This window comes from Komagataeibacter sp. SM21, from assembly GCF_041402665.1.
Classification (GTDB): Bacteria; Pseudomonadota; Alphaproteobacteria; order Acetobacterales; family Acetobacteraceae; genus Komagataeibacter; species Komagataeibacter saccharivorans.
This window is the reverse complement of the sequence record NZ_JBGLOV010000011.1, coordinates 59,422-83,142: the sequence shown is the minus strand read 5'-3', so window position 1 is coordinate 83,142 and position 23,721 is coordinate 59,422. Positions and strand designations below refer to the sequence as shown.

The window sequence follows — 23,721 nt, the reverse complement described above, 5'->3', positions numbered from 1 at the left end:
CGCTTCCGCCAACGGCGACCACCGCAAGGCCCATGACACAGGCAGGCTCGATCGGTGGGCAGACAGGCTACAGTTTCCTGTTTTCCATGCACAACCCGAGTGAGAACCGCAATGTTGACACCCTTCACCCAGGTATCGGGCCAGCCGCCCTTACCACCGCCCAGCCCGCCCTTTCCGTGGGAATATCCGCCCGGTATTCCGAATGAGCCGTTTCCCTTTGATACACCAGCACCTCCCCCGCCGCCACTTCATTACCAGACCGGCAGCGTCATGAAGCCGGATGGTGAATATGTTCAGCAAGGAATCCAGACCATGCCCGACGCAACGAAACCCGACCGGGAAAAGCCCCCAACGCCCGAAGAACAGCACGAGGACGAAGGTCGTGATGAAGCGCTGGATGAAAGCTTCCCCGCAAGCGATCCGCCCGCGCAGGGGCGCACCACGGGGCCGGATAAATGAATATGCTGCCTCGGAGTCCCATGACCACATATCGATCCACCGGTCTGAAACCGAAGGGGCCATCGTGCATTCATGAAGGACTGATCCGGCATCTCAACACCGGGCCAAAGTAGAAAAAGATCGGCCCGGACCGGGTTTGCTCAGTGTTTATGGCAAGGTAGAAACCTGCCGCTGAGGGTAAGAAATCCCGCAGCAGCAACGGTTTTTCTGCGCAATAAACATCAAGAAAAAAATCGGGAAATGGGATGTAGCTGACTGGTCGTTACCCTTTGGGTCGCCCCCCAGTCATCTGCACACCCACAGAAAAATGACCGGGCGCATCACTTCCGCCTGCATTCTGCCGCCCGCGTTAGGAACCTGATGTGCCCTGACCCTGTCAGGCAAGCCTACCTACAGAACTTCATGCTGCGTTTCAGGTGCCCATAATGCGCAGAGCCCCGCACCCGCAACCAGAAACAGCACGCATATACCCAGCGTAAGGGGCGTGCCGATCACCCGCATGAGGACAGGCAGAACGAAGGTCCCGATCACCGAGCCAAAACGGCTGCAAGCCGTGGCGATGCCTACGCCTACCCCACGCAGGTTCACCGGAAACAGTTCCGGCAGATACACCATTTCCAGCGAGGTCGCCGCCGAAAGGGTAAGCGCGAACAGCCCGAACAGCACCAGCGTCATCAGCACCGGCAGGTACGATGCAAAGGCCACCCCCGTCAGCAGTGCCGCGGCAATGGTGAAACTGCCGATCAGGAAAGTACGCCGCGTCAGGCGGTCAACCAGCCACAATGCGCTGGAAGACCCGATCAGCAGGAACAGGTTGAAGACGATACCGCCGGTATAGATATCCCGCACACCCAGCGCTGTGAACAGGGCGGGCAGGAATGTCCCGATACAGAAATAGGGCACGACCTGAGCCACAAAGAACCCGATGCCCACACCCAGCCTTACACGCCAGGGCGGAGAAAACACGGCGCGCCAGTTTTCATCCGGTTTTGTGACCGCCTGCACCACAAAAACGCGATCCTTGGGGAAACAGCCATCCAGCACGGCCTGCGCCTCGTCCGGGCGATTGCACGCCATGAGCCAGCGCGGGGATTCCGGCAGGAACAGTCGCAGGATCATGACCACAAACGCCGGAATGGCGCTGCTGAACAGGCATAGCCGCCAGCCATTCGCCCCATGCAGCGTGAAGAACATGCCAAAGATATTGGCCATGCTGTACCCCGCCGACCACCCGATGATCATGAAGGCAAGGAAACGGCCCCGCAATCGCCGGGGCGCGAATTCCGACAGATACGCCGCCCCCGCCACATAATCCGCCGCCAGACAGGCCCCCAGACATATCCGGGCCAGAACCAGTTGCAGCGGCGATGTCGTCAGCGCCTGCACGATGGACAGGATCAGGAACAGCGGCATGTTGACCCGCAGCAGCCTGCGCCGCCCCAGCCTGTCGGTCAGCGGACCGACCAGAAGGCAGCCAAGGAACAGCCCGGCAAGCGACGCGCTGCCGATCGCGCCGATCCACACATCGCTACAGCGCATGGCGTGTTCCACGCCCGGCAGGGCCGCGCCGATCGTTCCCAGCACATAGCCATCACAGAACTGTCCCCCCGATGTCGCAAACAGGGTGAGGAAATGGAACCGGCGCAGCGGCATGGCATCCAGTCGCACGCGGTCATCAGGTTGGACAGCCGGGCAATGGGGGTCAGGGGTCAAGCCGTGTTCTCCGTTGCGGGGAATGGAATACAGACAGTTGCGCTCAACCGCCAAAACGACCGGGACGCAGGGCGGCGGGGGACACCTCACCCGCCTGCGCCGGTGTAACCATCTGCGCTGTCAGGATGCGCGCCGTTACAGCCGCAAGCGTCAGGCCCAGATGCTGGTGTCCGTAGGCCGCGAAAACGCCCGGCGCATCGGGCACCGGCCCCAGCGCGGGCATGTAATCGGGCAGCGATGGCCGCGATCCCGCCCAGCGGCTGAAGGGCGATGCCACGGGCAGCCCCAGTTCGGATACATGGCGTTCCAGCCATTCCCAGCGGCGCGGCTGAAGCGGCGCATCCGCGCGGGTGAATTCGGCAATGGATGTGGCGCGCAGCCTTGCGCCAAAGCGGGTTACGACAACATTGCGATTTTCAAATACGATATTGGGCAGGGTCCACCGTCCGCCATGATCCCATTCCAGATGATAGCCGCGTTCCGCCATGAGCGGGACACGCAGTTTCTGCCTGCGCAGCACGGCGGCGGAACCGATGCCACAGGCCACCAGCACCTGATCGGCTTCCAGCGGGCCGTCATCGGTCCAGACCGTGGGACGGCCGCCCTGATAGGCGATGGACCGGGCGCGGCCACGCATGACCTGTCCGCCTGCGCGTACGAAGCCTTCCATCACCGTGTCCAGCACCTGTCGCAGGTCGCGCATCTGTGCCGTGCCCTGAAAATGCACCGCACCGGCAACCGGCACGCTTAGCCGGCTGGCAAAGCGGGCACGTTCGGCATCCGGTACCGCCTGTGTCACCACGCTGCCGTAATCGCCGCGCAGGCAGGCCGCCATGCCCGGACCGGGTCGTTCCCACAGCTTGTATGTGCCGGTGGTATCCAGCAGGTCAGGCCGCCCCAGTTCCGCTGCCAGATCCTGCCATTCCGGTAGGGCGCGGGCCATAAGATCGCGCAGAACGACCGATGCGGCACGGAACTGGCTAGGTCGGCACGCATACAGGTAACGGGCGAACCATGTTCCCAGCATGACGGGATGACGCCAGTCCAGCACAATCGGACCGCGCGGGAACAGCGTGCGCGGCACGCCGGGCAGGATGCGCGCGTCCGCAAAGGGCGTGACGTATTCTGCTGCGATATGACCCGCGTTGCCCCATGATGCGGGCGTATGTTCCCCTGAATCCAGCAACGTGACATCCGCCCCGGTCTGACGCAGGCGCAGCGCGCAGACACGCCCCACGATACCTGCCCCGATGACGACGATGCGCACAGGCCGTCCCGCCATCATGGCCGCTGCCATCCGTTGTACCCAACAGGTGGCATCCGTATCATCCCCGATGCAGGAAAATGGACAGGGGCCGTATCCTTCCCCCACCCTGCCCCGTGTCCGTTCGGGCGAGAACCGGCAGAAAGAGATCGGCATGATGGCGGGACGGCTACATATAAAGCCAATTCGTCCTCCATAATCGCAGGAAGCGCCCCGGCGCGCTCCAGCCGTATGATGAAAAGCACCCACGCGGCCATCCGGTGCTTCCTGTCGGGTGGGACCAGATGGTTTTGAACTTGATTCGTATCATTACGAAATCGCAAGTATATGCAATAGCTGGTTTTCCAAAATCGCACAGGCATCCCGGCCAGCGGACATCATTCCCTGTCCGGGCCAACTGGAATCATGGTAGCGATCCGGACAGGCGGCGCCAGGCCCATAATCGAATGATGGAAAAGATTTGCTGGTACATCCGCACCGGGTTTCATAACCACGGTAGAGATAATCCGCAGATTTATACAAAAAAAACCAAACCGGAACACGCAGTCCTGCAAATCAGTATGCGGTTCATACGCGCATGCTTCAGTCAGCGCGCGGGCCTTTATCCGGCAAGTAAGGTTTCGCTCATTATACGACGCGCATCGGTTGCGGCTTGCGCGCGGTATCCTGAAAACGGCTTTTAAGCGGCGAATTCAAATTCGGTGGCAACAGCACGTGCCGCAGAGACATGGGGGAATCACGACGCACACACACATGAAGACCGGACGGATCGCCCGGCACAAAACGTTGCGCCCGGAATATGCACCCCTGCGGGAACACCCCCCACACGACCACGCGCAAATATATGAATTTCAGCAGCGCACCCACTCAAAAGGCGGTCGTCCGGCAGCAGGTGAACCGAAGGTGCATATGACCTTCCCGGTCTTCAGGACTCAGAAACCGATTACGGCATCGCCACCGAAGGTGAACATGCCGTTATTACGCCCGCCATTAAAGGGCGTGGTGTCGTTGAGCGAACGGTCAAAGCGGATTTCAGGCCGCAGCATGAACACACGCACATGGTGGCCCAGATCCGGCTTGTAGGTCACGCCCAGTGTCATTTCGCCATAGGTCGTGCCATGGCCGGTCGGGCCGGGCATCAGCGCATCGCCGGGGCTGGAACGACCGGAAATCCCGTCCATATAAGCGTTGTTGCCGATGAAGGTGGACACCATCAGATTGTTGTTGTCGCGGTAGATTTCACCACGGTAATTGAAGGTCAGCACCTTGTTGATCCTATAGCTCAGGAAGCTGACGAAGCTTTCGGCATCGGCGGCCTTGAAATCGCCATTGCTGCGGATGCCGTTCAGCCCTTCATCGTGGATATAGTTGAACTCCCCCGTCAGGGTCAGGCGGTCATTGACGGCGTAGGTCGCATTGATGTCATTCCAGAACCGTTCGGCATGATCGGCTTCATAGCGCCCGCCTGCGGATGAATAACGGGAGTTTTCCGGCCCGACGCGGCTCAGTTCGATGATGTTGAGCTTGCCATGCGCAAGCCCGTTTAGGTTGAAGCCGAAATAGCCCGCCGGCGCGTTGTTATTGTCGGACCGGCCAAAGGATGTCTGGTTGCCGGTATCGATACCGAACGTCACATCCACCATATCGGTTACATGCCAGTTGAACATGGCGCCGATATGCTGGAACGGCACGGAATATTCCGATGTATAGGCAATGGTATAGAACGGGCGCGTTGTGGGATCGAGTGTTTCCACCCCCATCGGGGCCTGAAGGATACCGGCATGCATGTCCAGCCCGCCCTTGGTTGCCCATGGCAGGTGGACATCGGCATGGGCCTGCGCCGGGATCAACTGGTAGCGGGCGTTCCATTCATGCGCGCTGACGCCCAGAAGCTGATAGTACCGCGCGTCCGAGCCATACATGCCTTCCAGCGTGAAGCCGATCTGGTAGCCGCCCTTTGACGGGTCGATGGCTTTCTGAAGCGTGAATTCCGCCTGGTTGAGCTGCACCTGATTGGCGTGATCGGCAAAGAAGTCACCGAAGTTGTAACCCGGCTGGGGACGCGCGGGGTTCGCCATGATGCCCCCTTCGATCTGGCCGGTCAGCGTAATTCCAGACAGCCAGCGGGCCATGTCGGAATCACTTTTTTCCATGCTTTTGAATACCGAAACCTGGGCATGGGCGGTGGGTAAATCGAACACCAGACCCACCGTCAGGGCGGCTGCAAACCCAACACCGGACCGCAGTAATGCCCGTCTCATGCCCATTTTCTTCATGGTCGTCCCCACGTGTCGCCTTATCTAAAAAACTGTTTAACAGTTTTTGTTTGGTCGCCAACCGAAATGTTTATGGGTCCGTACGCATGCAGGGCATCATGTTGTAAAAGCGACACATGTTGTTATCGTTCCGTAATAACGAAACATTGCCTATTATATCAGCTAAGTTTATAAGTATACGAACGTCATATTCGTACAAAAACAATCCATATGGCAGATGGCGACCCTGCGCCCTGGGGGCCATCGTATGGTAACGCACAGGATGGTTAAAAAGTTTCTGTCCCACGCGATGACGCAAAAAGGAAAGTTTTTTTACCCTTTGGAAAGTTGTTTCAAGTGTCTGAAACAGCACCCCGCTGCGCTGTAATATGGAAGTCCATATCCGGTTCCTGCCCGACAGGTGAAGTAACGGCACCATAATTTCAAGCATGTCAGGCCGTCAGGCGGCGTGCGACAGATCCATAAAATGGTTGCCCTTCGGGAAGGGGTCGATGATGTTCCCTGTCGGCGGTCCCGGCATCCGGTAAGCCCCTGCCACCGGACAGGGAACTTGCAGGGATCATTCTTCAGCCCAGCGGAAACTGACTCCATGGCCATTGCGCGGCGTTTTCTTCCTTCCACATCCCTGCTTTATTCCTTTGAGGCCGCCGCACGGCATGAGAGCTTCACCGCCGCGGCGGATGAACTCAACCTGACCCAGAGCGCGGTCAGCCGGCATATCCGCGCACTGGAGGACCATCTGGGCGCGGAACTGTTCATCCGTGACCGGCAGATGGTACGACTGACGCAGGCGGGGGAAGTCTATGCGCGCGAAATCCGTGATGCGCTGCGGCATATTTCCACCGCGACACTCGCCTTCCGCGCCAATCCGACCGGGGGCACCATCAATCTGGGGGTGCTGCCCACCTTCGGCACCCAGTGGCTTACGCCCCGGCTGGGTCATTTCATGACGCGGCATCCCAGTATCACGGTCAATCTGTATACGCGCCTGTCACCCTTTGAATTCGCGGGCGACACGCTGGATGCGGCCATCCATTTCGGACCATCGGAGTGGCCGGGGGCGGACCTGTCCTTCCTGATGCGCGAACAGGTCGTGCCAGTATGCAGCCCCAGATTGCTGGCGCAGCTCAATTTCAGAAAAGCGCAGGATCTGCTTAATGCGCCGCTGCTTCACCTTGTATCGCGTCCCGATGCGTGGGAACGCTGGTTCATCGCACAGGAAGTCGATGCAACGACCCTGCATGGCCCGTTATTCGACCAGTTCAGCTTTATCGTCAGCGCAGCCTCCGCCGGGGCGGGATGCGCGCTTATTCCGCGTTTTCTTATTGAGGACGAACTTGAAAATGGCACGCTGATCGAACTGGTCGCCAATGCCATCCCGACGGAAGATGCGTATTATTTCGTCCGCCCCCTGTCGCGCGCGATGTCGGCGCCACTGGGCATGTTCCATAAATGGCTGCTGGAACAGATTGCCGGTACATAACGGTTTGCCAGCATATCCGGGGGCAGCCGGTCACGACTGCCCCGCACGGTATTCAGATAATGGCTTCCTCAAGGAACGGCGTATTGCTTACCACACGCGCATAACCCAGCGGAGACAGGTCAAGGGAACGGAACCCGCCATAGGTGATCCATTCGGACAGGCCGCGGCCTATCGCCGGGGACTGTTGCAGGCCATGACCGCTGAAGCCGTTGGCAAACAGGAAATTGGAAACTTCCGGATGCGGACCGACAATAACGTTATGGTCCAGCGTGCAGTAATCGTAATGCCCGGCCCATGAGTTCACGACTTTCAGGGCCTCGAACGCGGGAATGCGTTCAGCCAGAACGGGCCAGATCTGCTCCTCGAACTCATCGTGCGCCACGGCAAAATCATCCGGGTCCACTGCCGGGTCAGGGTCCGGCACGGTACCCATCAGGTAATAGCGCCCCTCCGGGCGGAAAAAGACACCCGTGGGATCAATCGTAAGGGGAACCCTGCCCGGTAGCGGGGTACGACAGTCCACCACAAACAGGCTGCGGCGGCGGGGTTCGACCGGCAGGTACAGCCCCGCCATTTCCGCAATGCGCCTGCCGCGCGTGCCGGCGGCGTTGACCAGCGCGCCACAGCCCACCTGCGCGCCACTTTGCAGGGTGACGGACGCAATCCTGCCGCCCTGCCCCGTCACGCCTGTCACTTTGTCTTCAATATAGGTGACACCCAGCGCACGGGCCTTTGCACGCAGGCCGTACAGGAAGCCGGTATTGTCGAACCATCCCTCGCCCGCCAGACCAAGGCTGGCAAGGGTCAGGTCATCGGTATTGAGCCATGGGAAACGTGCTGCCACCTCCCGCGGCGTCAGCAGCACGCCCTGCGCGCCACATGCGGCCTGTGTGGCGCGGTTACGCGACAGGATATCGCTGCCGCGCTGGTCATTCGCCAGAAACAGGTAGCCATTTTCATGCAGCGCCAGATCATCGCCCTTACCATCAACGGCGGTCAGTTCGGGAAACTGGCGGATGAATTCCGTCCCGAACATGGACATGCGCACATTCAGCGGATTGGAAAACTGATGGCGGATCGAACTGGATGACAGGGACGTTGCCGCGCGCGCATACGTCCAGTCCTTTTCCACAACAAGGACGGAGCCGGTAAAGTCGGGATTACTGGCCAGAAAATAGGCCGTAGCACTTCCGACTACGCCGCCACCGACAATAACGACATCATAGGAAGACCGGAGATCGGACATGGCCATGCCCCCTATGCCGGATCTTCAAAATGACCGGCCGCGCAGAAACTGCCGCCCTGAAAGCGGACTGCCGGATCATCGGGATCGCCCTGTTCCGTGCGGGCAAAAACGGCATCGCGGTACGTATCGGCATTGTCCTGCGGGGCGTAACCCAGAACGGATGCCAGCCGGTTATCCCAGAACGACTGGCTGTTTGCCGATGTGGCAAAGGAAATCATGTGCCCCACACGCGGCGCATCAAGGCAGACTTCCACCAGATGGCGGAAATCCCGGTACGACAGCCACGTAATCAGGTGCCGTCGGTCGGTCGGTTCGGGAAAGCACGACCCGATACGCAGGCATACCGTCTCGATCCCGAATTTATCGAAATAATAGCGCGACAGGTTTTCGGCATATGCCTTTGATACACCATACAGGCTGTCGGGCCGTGTCGGTGCGCTGGCGTCGATTGTCTGGGTGCGTTCGTAATACCCGACCGCATGGATCGAACTGGCATAGACGATACGCTTTACGCCGCACTGCCGGGCGGCTTCATACACGTTATAGGTCCCGACGATGGAGGAATTGAGCACGGAATCCCATGTCCCCTCAATCGCCTGCCCACCCAGATGCACGATCGCGTCACAGCCGCGTACGGCATCCAGCACCGCGCCAAAATCGGCCAGTTCAGCCACGCGGTCTTCCTCATGCGCCGCCAGATCGGCAGAGGGAAAACGGTCCGTCAGCCGGATCTGGGGGGCCAGTTTCAGGCCCGATACGCGAAGCTGCCGCCCAAGGGCGCCTGCGGCCCCGGTAATGAGGACACGATTATATTTGGACATGATTGCGCTTATTCCTGTTCCAGCAAACCAAGGGTTCGCGTCATGGCTGCCATGGCGATCCGCAACTGTTCTTCCGACGTGGCGAAGGACAGGCGGATATAGGGTTCAAGCCCGAACGCGGCACCCGGCACGGTCGCAACCCCACCTTCATGCAGCAGGTATTCCGCCAGCATGACATCGTTTTCGATCCGGCGGCCATCGGGCGTCCTGCGCCCGATGAAGGCCGAACATTCGGGAAAGACATAGAAAGCCCCCGCAGGCTTGCAGACCTTCAGCCCCTCGATCCCCGCCAGTCCTTCCATCACGATGGCAAGACGGCGCGCATAGGCGGCCCCTGCCATGTGCAGGAAGTCCTGCGGCCCATCCATCGCTTCAGCCGCCGCCACCTGCGAGATGGAGGATGGACAGGTCGAAACCTGTGATTCCATCTTGTTGAGCATGCGGGCAAAACCCGGCGGGGCGGCGGCATAGCCCAGCCGCCAGCCGGTCATGGCGTAAGCCTTGGATACGCCATTGATCAGGATGGTCCGGTCCTTCAGTTCCGGGCAGGCGGCAGCGAAGGAGACAAACGGCGTATCCCCGAACAGGATATGCTCATATATCTCATCCGATATGATGCCGATTTGGGGATGTGCCGCCAGCACCTGCCCCAGCGCCTGCAGTTCCGCGCGGCTATAGACCGCCCCGGACGGGTTGGACGGGGTATTGAGCATGACCCAGCGCGTGGCGGGCGTGATCGCCGCCGCCAGTTGCGAGGGTGTCAGCCTGAACCCGCTTTCCAGCCCGCAGGGCAGCACGACCGCCCTGCCGCCGTTGAATTCCACCATGTCCCGATAGGATACCCAGAAGGGTGCAGGAATGATGACCTCGTCCCCGCTTTCCAGCACGCCCATGAACAGGTTGAACAGGATCTGCTTGGCGCCCACGCCGATGGAGATCTGTTCGGGCGTGTAATCCAGCCCGTTTTCACGCGCCAGTTTGGCCACGATGGCCTCACGCAACTGCGGCAGGCCGCTGGGGCCGGTATAATGCGTGACCCCGTCGCGCATTGCGCGGATTGCGGCTTCGATCACATTATCCGGGGTATTGAAATCCGGTTCCCCCAGCGAGAGGTCAACAATCTGCCGCCCCTGCGCCCGCAGCGCACGCGCGGCCATGGAAACCACCATGGAGGCCGAAAGCTGGATCGACGATGCCCGTCGATTTTCAAAACGCATGGTCGTGCCCTATGCCCCTGTCGTTAAACATTGCCCGAAGGGATCGCCCCCAGATAACCGTTGTGACGGTCACGTTCGACCGCAGCGGGGGCACGGTTCGCGGGGTCACCATAACCACCGCCGCCGGGCAGATCGAGCCGGAGCCTGCGCCCGGGTGGCACCTGCTGCTGACCCTTGCCGCGCATGACGGTGCCATCATCAAGCGTGACAGCCCCCGGCGCGCCGTCCTGCCCGCCAGCCAGACCGCGCGCCGGGTGGCTGATACGGTCGAACATGGCCGAAAACCGCAGGGAGTAGCCTTCCGCCGCCTCGATTTCCATGGACTGGCCAAGGCCGCCACGGAACTCACCCGCGCCGCCGGAGCCTTCGCGCAGTTCCTTGCGCCAGACGATGACCGGGCCGACACTTTCGGTCGCCTCGACCGGCATGGTGTGAACGCCGCTGGGAAACGCCGTAGCGCTCAGCCCGTCCAGCGTGGGCCGCGCACCCGTGCCGCCACTGTTGAACATGAGGATTTCCGCCCCCCTGCCCGTTCCTTCCATGCCGGGCAGGGGGCGCAGGCTCATATGCAGGTTCCAAAGCGAACCCGCCCCTTCCGCCGGAACACGGTCAGGCAGGGCCTTATGCAGCGCCCCCAGCACCAGATCAGGCACGAAATGCCCCAGCACATGCCGCACCGATACCGGGGCGGGCCGCTGCGCATTGAGGATGCAGTGATCCGGCGCCGAGACGGAAAATGGCGCGAGGGAGGCAGAATTATTGGGGATTTCCGGGGCTACGATACATTTTATGCCGTAACAGGCATAAGCCTTGGCGTAAACCAGAGGCACATTGATGCCAAAGCGGCTTGGGCCGGATGTCCCGGCAAAATCGACATGCACACCCTCCGGCCCGATGGTCAGGGCCGCGTGCAGGGCCACCGGTTCGTCATATCCATCCAGCAGCAGGCTGTTGGTCCATGTACCGTGCGGCAGGCTGGCCAGACTTTCACGCGTCGCGCGCTCGCTATGACTGAGAATGAAACCACCCAGACGCTCCAGATCATCCAGCGCGAATTCCCGCATCATGTCCACCAGCCGCTGGTGGCCTGCCGCGTTACAGGCGGTCAGGGCGAAAATATCGCCCACCACCTTGTCCGCCTCGCGCACGTTGTTGCGGATCATCAGCACCAGGGTATCGTTGACCCGGCCCGCATCGAACAGCTTCATGATGGGGATGAAGAGCCCTTCTTCATACACCTCGTTCGCATCGGGGCCAAAGCCACGGCCACCTACGTCCACCACATGGGCGGTAGATGCGAAATACCCCACCAGACGCCCGCCATGGAAGGACGGGGTGACGATGGTGATGTCATGCAGGTGGCCGGTGCCCTTCCACGGGTCGTTGGTGATGTAGACATCCCCTTCGCGGATGTTTTCGCGCCCGATATCGGTAATGAAATGCCCGACCGATTCCGCCATGGCGTTGACATGCCCCGGCGTGCCGGTCACGGCCTGCACCAGCATGCGGCCTTCCAGATCGAACGCACCGGCGGACAGGTCGCCCGCTTCACGGACACTGGTGGAAAACGCCGTGCGGATGAGGGTCTGCGCCTGTTCCTCCACAACCGAGATCAGGCGGTTCCACATGACCTGCATGTGGATATCTGCGAGAGCGTCGCTCATGTATCGCTCCTCAATGGCGGGTGGCGAGCAGACAGCCGTCGCTCTGCACCGTTGCCGTGAAACAGGTTGTCAGGATGGTCGTGGTTTCGGGTTCGACAATGATGGCGGGGCCCCGCACCACATCCCCGACCGAAAGGGTGCGGCGGTCGATGATGCCCGCATCGACAAAACCCCGGCTGGCGGCATCGAACAGGGGGCGATGCGCTTTTGGCTGCACGGGCTGCGTGTGGCTGACCGCCCGGGCGACATCGACACGGACGGGGGGTGAGCTGACACGCAGCGCCCAGCTTATGATCTCGCTGCGCGCGCCATCAATCGTCTGTCCGAAGTAGCGACGGTATTCGCTTCCGAACGCAGCCAGTATCTCCTGCGTGCGGCCGGTGCTGAATGTTTCCAGCGGAAGGCGGACGGGAATATCCCACCCCTGCCCTTCATAGCGCATGAACGCGGTGCATTCGATGACCGGCACGATGGCGGGATCAATGGCGTTGAGGAAACCCGTAGCTTCCGTGCGCATGGCATCCAGCAGGGCGGCAACGCGCTGTGTGTCGTAATCCGCAAGCGCCACCACGGCGCTGCGCACGGATTCGTAACCGAACGGCGCGCGCAGAAAGCCGATGGCCGATCCCACCCCCGCGCCGGGCGGCACGATGAAAGAGGAAATGCCCAGCTTTTCGCACAGCCGCGCCGCATGCAGCGGGCCGCCACCGCCAAAGGTAATCATGGTGAAGCCGGAAATGTCCTTGCCATTTTCCACGGCATGCACGCGGGCGGCGTTGGACATGTTTTCGTCCACGACCTCGCAGATGCCATAGGCGCTGGCCTGCGTGTCCAGTGCGAGCAGGCTGGCGATCCTTGCATCCACGGCGCTGATCGCCCCTTCGCGTGACAGGGTCAGCGACCCGCCGGCGAAATTGTCCGGGTCCAGCTTGCCCAGCAGCAGGTTGGCATCGGTTACGGTCGGCTCCACCCCGCCGCGCCCATAGCAGGCGGGACCGGGTTCGGATGCGGCACTGCGCGGCCCCACCCGGATCTGGCGCATGTTGTCGACGCCGGCGATGGACCCGCCCCCGGCCCCGATTTCCACCATTTCCACCACGGGAATGGAAATCGGCATGCCGCTGCCCTTGCGGAAGCGCCAGGTCCGCGCAACCTCGAACGTCTTGGCCGTGCGGGGGGCGAAATCCTCCACAAGACAGATTTTCGCCGTCGTCCCCCCCATATCGAAGGAAACCACCCGGTCGCGCCCATGCCGCCGGGCCACATATTCCGCAAAGATGACGCCACCGGCCGGACCGGATTCGACCAGACGCACCGGGAATTCCGCCGCGTGATCGACCGAGATGATGCCCCCGCCCGAGTGGATCATGTAAACCGGGCACCCGATCCCCAGCACCTTCAGCGACGCCACCAGACGATCCAGATAGGATTTGATGGCCGGTTTGACATACGCATTGGCGCAGACGGTGTTGAACCGCTCGAATTCCCGGAACTGGGGCGAGACTTCGGATGAAATGGAAACCGACAGCGCGGGCATGCGCTCCAGCAGCGCTTCACGCACCCGGCGTTCATGCGCCCCGTTTGCGTAGGCATGCAGGAAACCGATGGCGACACTTTCATACCCGCCCGCCGCGATGGCATCGACCACGCCCGCAAGCTGCGCCTCGTCCAGCGGCAGCAGCACGTTACCGCCTGCGTCAAGGCGTTCACGCACCACGAACCTGTCCGCGCGTTCGATCAGCGGCGGCGGCAGGACGATATTGAGATCATACTGTTCAAAGCGGTTTTCGGTCCGCATTTCCAGCACATCGCGGAAGCCTTCGGTCGTGATGAACGCCGTGCGCGCGCCACGCCGTTCGATCAGCGCGTTGGTGGCCAGCGTGGTACCATGAATGACAACGCCGATATCCGACAGGCCAATACCCGCCGTGGCACAGACCTCGCGCAATCCCTTCAGGATGGCGCGTTCCGGTGCTTCGTAATCCGTCAGGACCTTGGTTGATTCCAACCGCCCGTCCACCTCAAGGGCGATATCGGTAAAGGTACCGCCGATATCGACACCGACCTGACAGGTTCTGGCTCCGCCCATTCCACGCCAATCCTTTTTTTGAAAGCCACGGTGACTGCGCACCTGTGCGCCATAAAGTGACATGACAGGTTTAGGGAACTTGTAATACAAATGTCAATGTCATATCGTAATGTTCCGGGTATGGATCATTCCACCCGGCCGGCGCCACCGCCCGCCACGCAGGCAGCAGTGAGGTTACGCAGTTGAGTTCACCAGACAGCAACGCGACACACATATCCGGGCGCACGCTTTCCCTGTTCGACCTGATCCTGATCGGTTGCGGGGCAACATTCGGTTCCGGCTGGCTGTTCGCGGCTTCTCCCGTCGCCACCATGGCCGGGCCGGGGGCGATGATCGGATGGCTGTGCGGCGGTATCATCGCCCTGCTGCTGGGGCTGATCTACAGCGAACTGGCCGCAGCCCTTCCACTTACCGGCGGGGTCGCGCGCTATCCCTACCTGTCGCATGGCAGCTTTCTGGGCTTTATGGTGGGGACTGTCACCATCATCGCGTTTTCCAGCATCGTTTCGATCGAACTGGTCGCGGCGCGACAGTATGCCTGCACATGGTTCCCCTTTCTGGGGGCGCCGGGCGGGGGGCCGTCCGCAGTGGGGTGGCTTGTACAGTTTTTGGTGCTGTGCGCGATTTACTGGCTCAATACATCCAATGCGAAGTCCTTCGCATGGGTTAACAATATTGTTACAGTTCTGAAGTTTCTGGTGCCCGCACTTGTCATAATCGTGCTGTCACGCAGTTTTTCGCTTGCACCGTTTCATGTGCCGCTTGCAAACGGACATATGGCGGACGGCATCATGGCAGCCCTTTCCACCGGTGGCATCATGTTTTCCTTTCTGGGGCTGACATCCATCGTGTCGGCGGCGGGGGAAGTGCGTAATCCGCAGAAAAACGTGCCCGCGGCACTGTGCCTGTCGGTGGGTTTCGTCACGCTGGTCTATATCGCCCTTCAGGCCATCTTCATGGGGAACCTGCCGCATACACTGCTGCAGGATGGCTGGCATGGGGTCCGCGAGCGGTTCCCCCTGCCCTTTCACGACATTACGGTACTGGCCGGGGCAATATGGCTCGCGCGTCTGGTACTGTTCGATGCGTGTCTTTCCCCCATGGGGACGGCGAATGTCTATCTCAGTTCCACATGCCGGGTCATGCAGGCATGGCTGCTTGAAACGGGGCTGAAGCGCGATACGACCTGCCAGAAAGTGGCGCTGCGCCTTTCATTCGGGCTGTGCGTATTCTGGACGCTGCCCTTTCCTTCGTGGAGCAGCCTTGTCGGCATCGTATCCACCACCATTGTCATGAGCTACGCCTTTGCGCCGGTCATCCTGGCGTCCTTCCGCCAGACCATTCCCGAACTGCGGCGCCCGTTCCGCCTGCGCTACCTTGCCGTGCTTGGTCCACTGACCTTCGTGCTGTCATCCTTCATCATCCTGTGGGCGGGATGGACCACGGTGGCATGGCTGCTTTCCGCCCAGATCGTGATTGGTATCGTGTATGTGCTGGCCACGCAGGCGGGGCGGCGGACGATGACGGGCGACCACGGGCGCTCCCTTTGGATATTTGCCTATTACATCGGCATGATCGGCTTTTCATGGCTTGATCGTGACCTGTCCATGGAAACGCTGCGCAACATCCCCCTTCTGGTGGCCTTCCTGCTGTTTCTGTGGGGCATCTACGCATGGGGGGTCAGCAGCGGTCGCAGGCCCGCATCGCACGAACATGCCGAAACCTTTGCCTTCACTTCACCCTATGTTCATTAAGCGGGACGATCCGTCATGAAAAATCTTACAGCCATTATCGTCGGCGGGGCTTCGGGCCTTGGTCTGGCTACAGCACGCCTCATGATCCGTGATGGCGCAACCCGTATCGGACTGGTGGACATCAACGCCGAACGGCTGGAAGCCGCGCGCGCCGAACTGTCCGCCCCCGGTGTATCGGTGCATGTCGCGACCGGCGATATTGCGCGCCAGAGCAGCGCCCACGCCGCCTTCGCCACGCTGGCTGGCGAAATGGGCCGCATTGATACGCTGGTCAACAGCGCCGCGATCTACCCGCGCCGCCCCATCCTCGACATCACGGATGAGGAATGGGACCTTGAAAACGCGATCAACATCAAGGGCACCTATCACATGATGGTCGCCGCCGTGCGGCACATGCGCGAATTCGCACAGCCCGGCGCCGTTACGGGCAGGATCGTGAACATATCCTCCGTCGATGCCTTCAAGGCCCATCCGCAGAACGCGCATTACGCGGCGACAAAGGCGGCGGTCGTCAGTCTGACCCGATCCTTCGGTCAGGAATGTGCGCAGTGGGGCATACTGGTCAATGGCGTCGCCCCGGCCGGTTTCGCCACCGACCGGGCGAAGGAACTGGGCTTCCTGCCTGAACTGGCCAGGGCCAGTCCGCTGGACCGCGCCGCCGAACCCGAGGAAATGGCCGAATGGATCGTCATGATGGGCGGACCGCGCAACACATACGCCACGGGCGAGACGGTTATCGTAAGCGGGGGCTACATCTATGCGTGACACCGTATCACACCTGCTGCGCACCGCACTGGTAACGGGTGCGACCAGCGGCATCGGCCGGGCCATCGTCGCCGCGCTGCGCACGGCGGGACTGAACGTCATCGCAACCGGGCGCAATCCGGACGCCCTGGCGGCGCTGGCGCGCGAATACGGGGCGATAACGGTTCAGGCCGATATATGCGATACGGATGCCATCTGCGCCGCCGTCGCCAGCCATGAAATTGATATCGTGGTCAACAATGCCGGTATCCTGTCAACCAGCGGCCCCTTTGCGGATACGGATATCAGCCAGATCGACGCGATGATCGACATCAATCTGAAGGCCCCGCTACGCCTGACACACCAGCTTCTGCCGCCCATGATCGCGCGACGGCGGGGGCATGTGCTGTTTGTAGGGTCCATTGCGGGACACTCCCCCTATCCGGGGTCATGTGTCTATGGGGCGTCCAAGGCGGGTATCCGCCTGTTCTGCGATGCTCTGCGCTGCGACCTGCTGGGAACGGGCGTGCGGGTGACGGAAATCGTGCCCGGTCGGGTCGAAACGGCGCTGTATCGGGATACGCTGGGACCGGACAGAGCGCGCGCAGCACTGTATGAGGGCTACCGTCCCGTCCAGCCCGAAGATGTAGCGGGCCTTGTCCGCACCGTCATTGACATGCCGCTGCATGTCGATGTCACGCGCATGGAAGTCCTGCCCACCGATCAGGCCAGTGGGGGCGGAACCATGGTCCGCTTTGACCCGGACGGCACGACCGCCTAAAGCCACGGAACCGGATAATACGGACCATGCACCAGTCGGATCAGGTTACGCGCCCCGGTGTAAAATGAAACCGATGAAGGGAGTACCGCGCCATTAATGCCAGTGGAAATCTGTCTGAAAACGTTGCCGATGAACTTCTGCGCCGTATTCAGGCCAAAACCTACATGCCGGGCGAAAAACTGCCATCAACCGCCGTGCTGTGCACGGAATTCGATGTCAGTCGCACAGTCATAAGGGAAGCCATTGCATCCCTGAAGCTGGGCGGACGTATCGTGACGCGACAGGGTGCGGGCACGTTCGTTACGACGGAAGACAGGTGGGTCCCCCATTTCCTCGCCACGCCGATTGACGATGTGCGGGCGGCGCTGGAAATACTGGAACTGCGCATCGGGGTGGAAACACAGGCGGCATTCCTTGCAGCCCAGCGCAAGACCGCACAGAGCCTTGCGCATCTGTACCAGATGCATGCGCAGTTCGTGGCCGTGGATACGCGCGACCCGGAAATGGAAGTCAGGGCCGATCTGGATTTCCATCTGGCTATTGCGCGGGCTGCGGGCAATCCGCGTTTTCCGGCGTTCCTGGGGCATCTGGTTTCCGATATTTCGCGCGACCTGTTCCTGAAATACGCCAAGATATCGCGTTCGCTCCCCGCCTATCTGGACAATACCAAAAAAGAACATCAGGCCATACTGGAAGCCATTTCGCGCGGAAACGCCGAACAGGCGCAGAAGCTCATGCGCCGTCACCTTGAAGGCAGCCTGAACCGCTACCGCAAGCTGCTGGAGGTCAAAATTCGTGACTGATACGCGCCCCCTACCGGGCAAAACATCCCTGCGCGCCTGACGCCAGCCCTAACCGCCTGTTACGGCTTTTCAGGTGCGGCTTATATGTTACGATCCGCAAACCACATGGATTTCCGCAGACAGGGATACGGTTTTCAGCCCCTGCATTCCCTAACATTCCAATCGGACCGCCAGATCAGATGAAACAGTATTCAGCACAGGAAACCTGTGATTTCCTGCCCTTTTCTCCGCTGGTTGACGCGCTTGCCACCGCGGTTGGGGAAACGGTGTCCGGGCAGATCGTATGCCCCGAACGCATGACCGTACCGGCCACGGATGGCACGGGTGTCCTGCTGACCATGCCGTCGGTCGGCAGTGACCTTATGGTGACAAAACTGCTGACCATCTTCGGTCACAATCCGGCACTGCATCTGCCTACAATTCAGGGGCAGGTCGTCTGCGCGGAAGCACGTAGCGGGCGCTTCCTGTTTTCACTCGATGGTCCGACCGTGACCATGCGCCGCACATCGGCCATGAGCATGCTGGGCATCCGGCTGCTGGCCCACCACAAGATCGGGCGCGTGCTGATTATCGGCACCGGCACGCAGGCCGTGGCCCATGTTCAGGCGCTATCTGCGCTGTATCCGGGCATTACCGTGGCCATCCGCGGGCGGTCATATGACCGTGCGGCCGCGTTCTGCGCGGAGCATGCGACGCCGATGCTGACCCTGCGTCCCGAAGGCACGGATGAAGCCCCCTTCGATGTCGTCATCACGGTTACCAGCAGCGTGTCCGTCATTTACGATGAACCTGCCAATCCGTCCTGCCTTGTCATCGGCGTGGGTGCCTATCGTACCGATATGGCGGAGATTGGCGCACGGACCATCAATGACAGCGACCTGTATGTCGATGACCTGATCGGCGCCCCGTCCGAAGCGGGGGACCTGTATCGCGCGAATGTGGACTGGAACCGTGTTCGCTCCATTGCGGCGGCAGCGGATGGCCGGGCAAGGGAATCCGGCCGTCCCATCGTATTCAAATCCGTGGGCTGCTCCGCATGGGATCTGGCCGCCTGCCGGGTCGCACGCATGCATGGGGCCGGATAACCCCACCTGCGCCTGCGTACCACGGTTGAACAGGCCTATTTCCCGCTATCTTAACATATTCCACTTCAAGGACAGGTTCCCGGCATGTCGCACCATGAATTACAGCGCATATACGCAGCCCATGTATATTACGACATCCGCGCGGAACTGGAAAAACGGCCATCCGCCCCCCCCTGCACACAGGTTGATACTTTCGATGGCCTGAAGGCGATCATCCCGCAGGCCGAAGTACTGGTCGTTTCCATGCTGTGGCGTAACGAACTGCTGGATATCGCCCCCCGCCTGCGGCTGATCCAGTCGATCAGTTCCGGGGTGGAGCAGTTCGACCTTGACCGCCTGAAGGAACGCGGCATCCGGCTGTGCAATGCGCGCGGCGTGAACGCCAATGCCGTAGCCGAGCATGCGCTTGCCCTGATGCTCAATCTGGCACGCCGCCTGTATGAAGCACGCGATAACCAGAAAATCGCGCGCTGGAGCACGACCGGCACGGATGAACGCCCCCGCCTGCAGGAACTTTCGGAAAAAAAGGCGCTGATCGTTGGCATGGGTACGATCGGGGATCGCATTGCGCGCCTGTGTCTGGCACTGGGCATGCAGGTCAGCGGCGCACGACACAGCGCACGTCCGCTGGATGTACCCGGTGTGACGCAGGTGAACATGACTGATCTGCACGATGCGCTGCATGAAGCGGATTACGTTATCCTGACCTGCCCGCTTACCGCGCAGACGGAACACCTGATCGACCGCAGGGCATTTGCCGCGATGAACCCCGATGCCTGCCTGATCAACGTCGCCCGTGGGCGTGTTGTAGAAGAAGCAGCGCTGATCGAGGCGCTGACCACAGACCGGATTGCGGGTGCAGCACTGGACACCTATGCCGAGGAACCATTGCCGTCCTTCTCCCCCCTATGGTCGCTGCCCAATCTGGTCATGACAGGACATACCGCGGGCGAGACGCAGTTCTATGAACGCAATGTTGTCGATATCCTGATGAAGAACATCACGGCACTGGAAAACGGCACCGAAATGATAAACCGGATCGTATGATGGAGGAACGCCAGAGCTGTTCCGGCGTCACCTGAAGCTTTTTTTTTAAAAGAGCTTCACCAAAAACTTCTTTATCAGTTCGGCAGGTTCATGGCCCCTTCAGGGACCATGAACCTGCTGGATGATATCAATCAGCCAACGTCGAACTTTACGCCCTGCGCCAGCGGCAGGGTACGGCCATAATTGATGGTGTTGGTCTGACGGCGCATGTAGCCACGCCATGCGTCCGAACCGGCTTCGCGGCCACCGCCGGTTTCCTTCTCCCCACCGAAAGCGCCACCAATTTCAGCGCCGGACGGCCCGATATTGACATTGGCGATACCGCAATCCGACCCCGCCGCCGACAGGAACAGTTCCACATCCCGCAGGTCAGTGCTGAAGATGGAGGAAGACAGACCCTGCGCCACGTCATTCTGCAGGGCAATCGCATCCTCCAGCTCACTGTATTTCAGTACATACAGGATCGGGGCAAAGGTTTCTTCCAGCACGGGACCGGTCTGGGCGGACATTTCCACCAGGGCTGGACGGGCGTAGAAAGCCTCGGGGCCATGAACGTCCACCCGCTCCCCACCGTGTACGATGCCACCCGCCGCCTTCGCAGCCTGCAGGCTGGCCTGCATCGCCTCGAACGATGCCTTGTCGATCAGCGGGCCGACCAGCGCATTCCCTTCGATCGGGCAACCGACGGAGATGTTCGCATAAACCTGCTTCAGGCGACCGACCAGCGAGTCATAGACGCTTTCATGCACGATCAGGCGGCGCAGGGACGTGCAACGCTGCCCCGCCGTTCCCATCGCACCAAAGGCCACCGCGCGCAGTGTCAGGTCCAGATCGGCTGATGGCGTAACGATGGAAGCATTATTGCCACCCAGTTCAAGGATCGAACGGCCGAAACGCTTCGCCACGCGCTCACCCACGATACGGCCCATGCGGGTGGAACCAGTGGCGGAGATGATCGGCACGCGACGGTCTTCCACCAGCAGTTCACCCGTCCGCGCATCACCGATCAGCAGCGTCGACAGGCCAGCAGGCACTTCACCAAAGCGCGCGGCCGCCTGTTCAAACAGGGCCTGCGTGGCAAGGGCGGTCAGCGGGGTCTTTTCCGAAGGTTTCCAGATGATCGGGTCACCGCACACCAGCGCCAGCGCCGCGTTCCACGACCACACGGCCACCGGGAAATTGAAGGCCGAAATGATGCCGACCACGCCAGCGGGGTGCCACTGTTCGACCAGACGGTGTTCAGGGCGTTCGGACTGGATCGTCAGGCCATAAAGCTGGCGGGACAGACCAACGGCGAAATCGCAGATGTCGATCATTTCCTGGACTTCGCCCAGCCCTTCGGAAATGACCTTGCCCGCTTCGTAGGACACGAGGCGGCCCAGTTCTTCCTTGTTTTCCCGCAGCACATTGCCCAGCAGGCGGACCAGTTCGCCACGGCGCGGGGCGGGAACCTGCCGCCACTGTCCGAACGCGGTCGCGGCCTGCGCGATGGCGGCTTCAACCTGTTCGGGGGTAACGGTCGGGACATCAGCCAGAACCGCACCCGTAACGGGCGTGCGGACGCTCAGCGTGCCGCCGGTATATTTATCGCGCGATACGCCCATCTTTTCCAGAAGGCTGTGTACGTCCGATGCGATGCTCATATGTCTTTCGTCTCCAGGGATGATCTACAAGTTATTAAGGGGATATAGACGCTCTAGAACCGGGCGCCAGCAGCGTGGCTGGCAATTGAACCAAAGCTGTAGAATGCCTCCCGCGCGGCGGTGGCGGAAACGGCCTGGGGCCGGGTCAGGGGCAGCGGCATGTCCGCAATCCCGATCTGGCCACAGATCAGTTGCGCCAGTGTCCTGCCAAACACCGTGCCCGGTGAAATCCCGCGCCCGTTATACCCGCTGATGGACAGCACGTTGGGCGCAAGCTTATGAAAACGGGGCAGCGCATCGGTGGTCATGCCGATATTGCCATACCATTCGGTCTCGAAAACCGCATCCTTCAGTTGCGGATAGATCCGCCCCAGCGCCCGGCGTGCCCATGCGTGATGGACCGGCTCCCCCACCTTGTCCAGCGCGCCGATGCTGCCGACAATCATGCGCCCTGCCTGATCCAGACGGAAGGATGTCAGGATCTTCTGCGTATCCCAGGCTCCCTGCCTGTATGGCAGGATGGTTTTGAGCAGATCAGGCGAAAGCGGTCGGGTCGCGAAATTGAAATAGGGCAGATTGACGATTTCCGAACGCAGTTCCGGCCACATGGTGGTGGTGTAGGCATTGGTGGCCACGATAACCCAGCGTGCCCGGACCGAACCACCACCTGCCGTGCCCAGATGCCACCATTCCCCTGCCCGCTGCGCCGCGTTGACGGCGGTGCCGGTATGAACGGCGGCACCCGCCCTGATGGCGGCGGCGGCAAGTCCGCGTGCATAGGCAAGCGGCTGGACCGTACCCGCGCGATCATCCACCAGCGCGCCGCTGAATGCCGTGCTGCCGATATGGGCGATGGCTTCCTCGCGTTCCAGCAGGTGAACCGGCGCGCCCACGGCCTGCCACTGGCATTCGCGTTCACGCAGGGCTTCCAGCCCGCTTTTGCCAACCGCACAGTGCAGGGTGCCCGTCTGCTCGGCTTCGCACTCGATATTATGTCTGGCGATCAGGTCGAACACCAGGCTGGGACCATTGCCCAGCAGGTCCAGCACGCGATGACCCATCTCGTGGCCCAGCGTGGTCAGCAGGTAGTTGGGCATGACCCAAAGTCCCGCATTGACCAGGCCGACATTGCGGCCCGATCCGCCAAAACCGATTTCCTCGGCTTCCAGCACGGCGACATCACGCCCCTGTTCAGCCAGATGCAGCGCCGCCGACAGGCCGGTATAACCAGCACCTACAATGGCGACATCAACATCAACATGCCCCCGCAGGGGGGTAGTGGGCGGGGCCGGTGGGGCTGACTTTTCCCACAGGCCATGGCTACGCGGATCATTTTTCATACGCGTCTTCTCTCACTCGGTGAACAGCCTTGCGGCGGAACCTGTCCCGACGCATCGGGGCAAAACCCGTTCTGCATCCGTTACTGTCATTTTCAGTCAGCCTGCGTCAGGTGCAAGCGATAATCGCAACTGCGGTCATTCCAATATGGAATGACCTGGACTGCCATTCCATGGTGAACCGCTGTCTGCCGCGGTGTGATGTCCATAGCTCATTACACACGCACATAAGGAACGGATCACCTGCGCGCCGTGCCATACGCGGGATGCCGTCATTCCCGGCCCCATTACAAGG

The 23,721-nt window shown here is 61.0% G+C and carries 19 protein-coding genes; 9 read left to right on the top strand and 10 right to left on the bottom strand.

The annotated features are described in order from the left end of the window. Positions 1-32: 32 nt before the first annotated feature. Both ACBR42_RS11730 and ACBR42_RS11725 read left to right on the top strand, forming a co-directional pair. A complete protein-coding gene (locus tag ACBR42_RS11730) occupies positions 33-206 on the top strand; it encodes a hypothetical protein (RefSeq protein WP_162900499.1) in 174 nt (57 codons plus the stop codon). Between the two features lie 106 nt (positions 207-312). Next, entirely contained in the window at positions 313-459 is a 147-nt protein-coding gene (locus ACBR42_RS11725) for a hypothetical protein (protein ID WP_282760132.1), read from the top strand. A gap of 390 nt (positions 460-849) precedes the next feature. Here ACBR42_RS11725 and ACBR42_RS11720 read toward each other — a convergent pair whose 3' ends face one another. The 3 genes from ACBR42_RS11720 to ACBR42_RS11710 form a co-directional block, all read right to left on the bottom strand. Then, on the bottom strand, positions 850-2,172 hold the full coding sequence (locus ACBR42_RS11720) for an MFS transporter (protein ID WP_132303754.1): 1,323 nt from the start codon (positions 2,170-2,172) through the stop codon (positions 850-852). Between the two features lie 43 nt (positions 2,173-2,215). After that, the gene (locus ACBR42_RS11715) at positions 2,216-3,469 is read right to left on the bottom strand and encodes an NAD(P)/FAD-dependent oxidoreductase (protein WP_371208138.1); all 1,254 of its coding nucleotides are present in this window, start codon (positions 3,467-3,469) and stop codon (positions 2,216-2,218) included. 899 nt (positions 3,470-4,368) lie between these two features. Then, positions 4,369-5,589, bottom strand: a complete 1,221-nt coding sequence (locus tag ACBR42_RS11710) for an outer membrane beta-barrel protein (protein ID WP_243705335.1) — start codon at positions 5,587-5,589, stop codon at positions 4,369-4,371. A 712-nt stretch (positions 5,590-6,301) separates the two neighbouring features. On the opposite strand from ACBR42_RS11710, the gene ACBR42_RS11705 reads away from it, so the two are divergent. Continuing rightward, a complete protein-coding gene (locus ACBR42_RS11705) occupies positions 6,302-7,195 on the top strand; it encodes a LysR substrate-binding domain-containing protein (protein WP_118963417.1) in 894 nt (297 codons plus the stop codon). Positions 7,196-7,247: 52 nt separating this feature from the next. On the opposite strand, the gene ACBR42_RS11700 is transcribed toward ACBR42_RS11705, so the two are convergent. The 5 genes from ACBR42_RS11700 to ACBR42_RS11680 are packed head-to-tail and all read right to left on the bottom strand — an operon-like array spanning position 7,248 to position 14,232. Then, positions 7,248-8,441 carry an NAD(P)/FAD-dependent oxidoreductase gene (locus ACBR42_RS11700; protein ID WP_371208137.1) on the bottom strand — a complete coding sequence of 398 codons (1,194 nt, stop codon included), beginning with the start codon at positions 8,439-8,441 and terminating at the stop codon, positions 7,248-7,250. An 11-nt stretch (positions 8,442-8,452) separates the two neighbouring features. Continuing rightward, positions 8,453-9,262, bottom strand: coding sequence for an NAD(P)-dependent oxidoreductase (locus ACBR42_RS11695; RefSeq protein ID WP_118963418.1), 810 nt, complete (start codon positions 9,260-9,262; stop codon positions 8,453-8,455). 8 nt (positions 9,263-9,270) lie between these two features. Beyond that, positions 9,271-10,479 (bottom strand): pyridoxal phosphate-dependent aminotransferase, encoded by a 1,209-nt coding sequence (locus ACBR42_RS11690; RefSeq protein ID WP_371208136.1) that lies wholly within the window; start codon positions 10,477-10,479, stop codon positions 9,271-9,273. 23 nt (positions 10,480-10,502) lie between these two features. Next, a complete protein-coding gene (locus ACBR42_RS11685; RefSeq protein WP_102323983.1) occupies positions 10,503-12,143 on the bottom strand; it encodes a hydantoinase B/oxoprolinase family protein in 1,641 nt (546 codons plus the stop codon). A 10-nt stretch (positions 12,144-12,153) separates the two neighbouring features. Further along, the gene (locus tag ACBR42_RS11680) at positions 12,154-14,232 is read right to left on the bottom strand and encodes a hydantoinase/oxoprolinase family protein (protein WP_371208135.1); all 2,079 of its coding nucleotides are present in this window, start codon (positions 14,230-14,232) and stop codon (positions 12,154-12,156) included. Positions 14,233-14,414: 182 nt separating this feature from the next. Here ACBR42_RS11680 and ACBR42_RS11675 point away from each other — a divergent pair, with 182 nt between their 5' ends. The 6 genes from ACBR42_RS11675 (at position 14,415) to ACBR42_RS11650 (ending at position 20,446) form a co-directional block, all read left to right on the top strand. Beyond that, positions 14,415-15,986 carry an APC family permease gene (locus ACBR42_RS11675; RefSeq protein WP_371208134.1) on the top strand — a complete coding sequence of 524 codons (1,572 nt, stop codon included), beginning with the start codon at positions 14,415-14,417 and terminating at the stop codon, positions 15,984-15,986. A gap of 15 nt (positions 15,987-16,001) precedes the next feature. Continuing rightward, positions 16,002-16,751: an SDR family NAD(P)-dependent oxidoreductase gene (locus tag ACBR42_RS11670; RefSeq protein ID WP_102323986.1), complete on the top strand. Its 750-nt coding sequence runs from the start codon at positions 16,002-16,004 to the stop codon at positions 16,749-16,751. Then, the gene (locus ACBR42_RS11665) at positions 16,744-17,511 is read left to right on the top strand and encodes an SDR family oxidoreductase (protein ID WP_371208133.1); all 768 of its coding nucleotides are present in this window, start codon (positions 16,744-16,746) and stop codon (positions 17,509-17,511) included. The genes ACBR42_RS11670 and ACBR42_RS11665 overlap by 8 nt, the downstream gene beginning before the upstream one ends. 92 nt (positions 17,512-17,603) lie before the next feature. Then, positions 17,604-18,314, top strand: coding sequence for a FadR/GntR family transcriptional regulator (locus tag ACBR42_RS11660; RefSeq protein ID WP_309146575.1), 711 nt, complete (start codon positions 17,604-17,606; stop codon positions 18,312-18,314). Positions 18,315-18,493: 179 nt separating this feature from the next. After that, a complete protein-coding gene (locus ACBR42_RS11655) occupies positions 18,494-19,399 on the top strand; it encodes a delta(1)-pyrroline-2-carboxylate reductase family protein (RefSeq protein ID WP_371208132.1) in 906 nt (301 codons plus the stop codon). 84 nt (positions 19,400-19,483) lie between these two features. Continuing rightward, complete coding sequence (locus tag ACBR42_RS11650; RefSeq protein WP_371208131.1) at positions 19,484-20,446, top strand: D-2-hydroxyacid dehydrogenase; 963 nt, start codon at positions 19,484-19,486, stop codon at positions 20,444-20,446. 131 nt (positions 20,447-20,577) lie between these two features. Here ACBR42_RS11650 and ACBR42_RS11645 read toward each other — a convergent pair whose 3' ends face one another. Further along, positions 20,578-22,089, bottom strand: coding sequence for an aldehyde dehydrogenase family protein (locus tag ACBR42_RS11645; protein WP_102323990.1), 1,512 nt, complete (start codon positions 22,087-22,089; stop codon positions 20,578-20,580). Positions 22,090-22,142: 53 nt separating this feature from the next. Continuing rightward, positions 22,143-23,429, bottom strand: a complete 1,287-nt coding sequence (locus ACBR42_RS11640; protein WP_371208130.1) for an NAD(P)/FAD-dependent oxidoreductase — start codon at positions 23,427-23,429, stop codon at positions 22,143-22,145. Positions 23,430-23,721 lie beyond the last annotated feature (292 nt).